This window comes from Endozoicomonas atrinae, from assembly GCF_001647025.1.
GTDB lineage: Bacteria > Pseudomonadota > Gammaproteobacteria > Pseudomonadales > Endozoicomonadaceae > Endozoicomonas > Endozoicomonas atrinae.
This window is the reverse complement of record NZ_LUKQ02000451.1, coordinates 1-2,478: the sequence shown is the minus strand read 5'-3', so window position 1 is coordinate 2,478 and position 2,478 is coordinate 1. Positions and strand designations below refer to the sequence as shown.

Below are 2,478 nucleotides of genomic sequence, written 5' to 3'. Positions count from 1 at the left end.
ACCATTCGCACCGGAGTTAAACAGCTCAGAAAGGCTATGGGAGTGGATGCGGGAGCATGACTTATCAAACAAAGCATTTTCAGGTTATGAAAATATTGTAGATTGTTGCTGTGAAGCTTGGAATAACCTTTGCAGCGAAGCTGGTCGACTGTTCAGTCTGTGCTCCCGTGATTGGGCAGTTATACAGTAGTTAGAAAATTCAATTGGTATAAAGTGGAGGACTCGAAGGGCCAATTCCTCCACTTTTTCAGAGAGAAGAGAGAAAACGGCAAAAAAGGGTCGAAAATAGCTTGTTTGTGGGGAGGGCGAATCCTCCAGCGAAGTGCGTTTAACCCTTTGTTTATAGGGCCTATAAACGACAAAACCCTTACAACAGGTATTGTAAGGGTTTCATTGTATGGCGGTGGGAAGGGAACCGGTCGCGGAGTTTTTTGATAAAACCAAAATATGCACCTTAGTACATCAAACGTACAGTCCTTTAACACCGCCTTTCTGAGGGCACATCATAGCAGCGGTTAATTTTTTGCAGGCCAATGGAGACTTTGATGAGTTCTGGCCATTTTCATAAGAAGGTGATAATTCTTATCGGTGTCGCATGAGAAAATAACAATCACTATGAAGGAGTCTTATGCAAGTACGCTATGGATTAGTTGCTATTATGGTTATTCTTGGCAGCGCTGTGGATTATGTCATCTGGTTTGGGGCATAAATGAGAATGAGGTATCAGGCTCCTTCGAGCCTGTAAAAACCTTTAGCGAGCAGGCTGCATGGTGACATGCACTTCATTATTCAAAAACTGGTACTCACCACGCTCAGGGTTACCATTGGCTTTCAGGGTCGCCATCTGGGGAAAATATCCCTCTTTTTTAAAAATGAAAATTTTCCCAGCTGCAGGGGTAAGCATGACATTGGCTGGTGTTACCCCCAGTTTCTTCTGTCCTGACACTGTTTGCTCATAAACCGTGATGCCCTCAGGAGTACTGCGCAGGGCAACTTGCTGACCGGGTGAACTGCCAGATTCTGTCAGTGAACTACAACCGGCGGTAAGGATAATCAGGGGGAGGGTGAGCAGCAGTCTTTTCATGGTGCAGAGTCCACATCGGCAGAAGGTTGATATTCTCTTTATCCGCCAATGTGACTATTTATTAAGGACAAATTACTTCGCAATGCCGGTATAAACGACATGGTTTTTTCATAATTACAGAGCCTGGATCACTGTCCGAATCATGGATGAGGCAAACCCGCCGTAATCCGTCAGGAAAAACCCAAAACCCCAGTTCATAATGGCACTCATGCTTCTCTCCTTTCTTTCACGTTTATATTGTCCCCCTAGGGTAGACGACTTAATGTCTGCATCCGGTAAGCATTCAGTAAGCTAATGACTGCAATCGGTCGTGCCATGAAAATCGGTTGTCAATAATCCACTTTGACCTCTGTACGCTGCATTGGTAGTGTATAGGTGTGGTTGATAGAAACCCGCTCGCTGTAGCAGTTCTCCCTGCCTGCTCCCGGTCCTAGTACGGCAGGGAGATTGTTCAGTCAGGGTTCACCGCCGTTCTCCAATACCTCGATGATCTCCCATACTTTTTCAGCCTGAACCAACAGCAGGATGTAACGGCTGATGTTGCCCTTGTCCCGGACAAAATGGGCTCTTTCCATCAGCAGGTTATAATCTTTTCTCAGCTGTCGGGTTGGGCAGGTACTGAACAGAGTGAACATTGCTCCTCCAAAACTGTGATTGAATAGCAGGATTCTGCGGTGCCTTTCGACACTGATAGAGAGAGGAGGTTTCTACAGAGATCGATAATCCGAAGAGAGCATCAGGAAAGATCACGGTTTATACCGGTTGTTTCTTGTGCTCGCTGTTTTATCATTCGTCCCGAATTCCGCAGCAGGTCTCCAAGGGACGGGCTTTTGTGACATGGGCATCAGCCGGTTGCGGAATTTATTCTTCTGTTTATTGGCTGGTTAGACCAGCATTTTTTTTACAGAGCAGTGTCTTGCTTCTGTGATACCCGGCAACAGTCGTGCCGGGTATTTTTTATCTTCTCCCCTTATTCAACATAAAACGCTCAGTCCTTTAGCCGATATGTAGGATTGCTTAAGGTTGATGTAGTGGAACGACTGGTAATTCCTTCGGGAATTGCCAGTTTTTTCATACCCTGCTGGTATCAACTTGTCCTCCACCAACACCAGATCAATACCCGGCTCAATGAATGCCCCCCATGCCTTTGACCTTGTTTCAATTCGTTGTTACTTTATCAGAGCTGTAGATGGCATTTATTCAATAAATGCAGCTTCCCCGTCAGGGTTCACTCCTTCCCTGATGGGGAATTTAATGACTTTCCCAGTGCCCTTTAGGATTTCTCTTTACCTGTTGTCTCAATCAGAGCTTTAGACTGACTCTTATCATCATCTTTGATGCCATTAATTCAAACGGGGTTGACCATTTCATTTAATTAACCGGTTAGCTTATTC

The 2,478-nt window shown here is 45.3% G+C and carries 2 protein-coding genes and 1 pseudogene; 1 reads left to right on the top strand and 2 read right to left on the bottom strand.

Annotation, left to right across the window (positions count from 1 at the left end):
* Positions 1–190, top strand: a pseudogene (locus AK963_RS36115) (IS630 family transposase); the annotation flags it as partial.
* A 561-nt stretch (positions 191–751) separates the two neighbouring features.
* On the opposite strand, the gene AK963_RS27775 reads toward AK963_RS36115, so the two are convergent.
* Together AK963_RS27775 and AK963_RS27770 are read right to left on the bottom strand one after the other, a co-directional pair.
* Positions 752–1,084, bottom strand: a complete 333-nt coding sequence (locus tag AK963_RS27775; protein WP_066018558.1) for a hypothetical protein — start codon at positions 1,082–1,084, stop codon at positions 752–754.
* A gap of 455 nt (positions 1,085–1,539) precedes the next feature.
* Complete coding sequence (locus AK963_RS27770; RefSeq protein ID WP_066018557.1) at positions 1,540–1,719, bottom strand: DUF6435 family protein; 180 nt, start codon at positions 1,717–1,719, stop codon at positions 1,540–1,542.
* Positions 1,720–2,478: the final 759 nt, after the last annotated feature.

Bases quoted from the DNA above. Each gene is read 5' to 3' on its own strand.
- AK963_RS27775 (WP_066018558.1), bottom strand. From the start codon at position 1,084: ATGAAAAGACTGCTGCTCACCCTCCCCCTGATTATCCTTACCGCCGGT.
- AK963_RS27770 (WP_066018557.1), bottom strand. From the start codon at position 1,719: ATGTTCACTCTGTTCAGTACCTGCCCAACCCGACAGCTGAGAAAAGAT.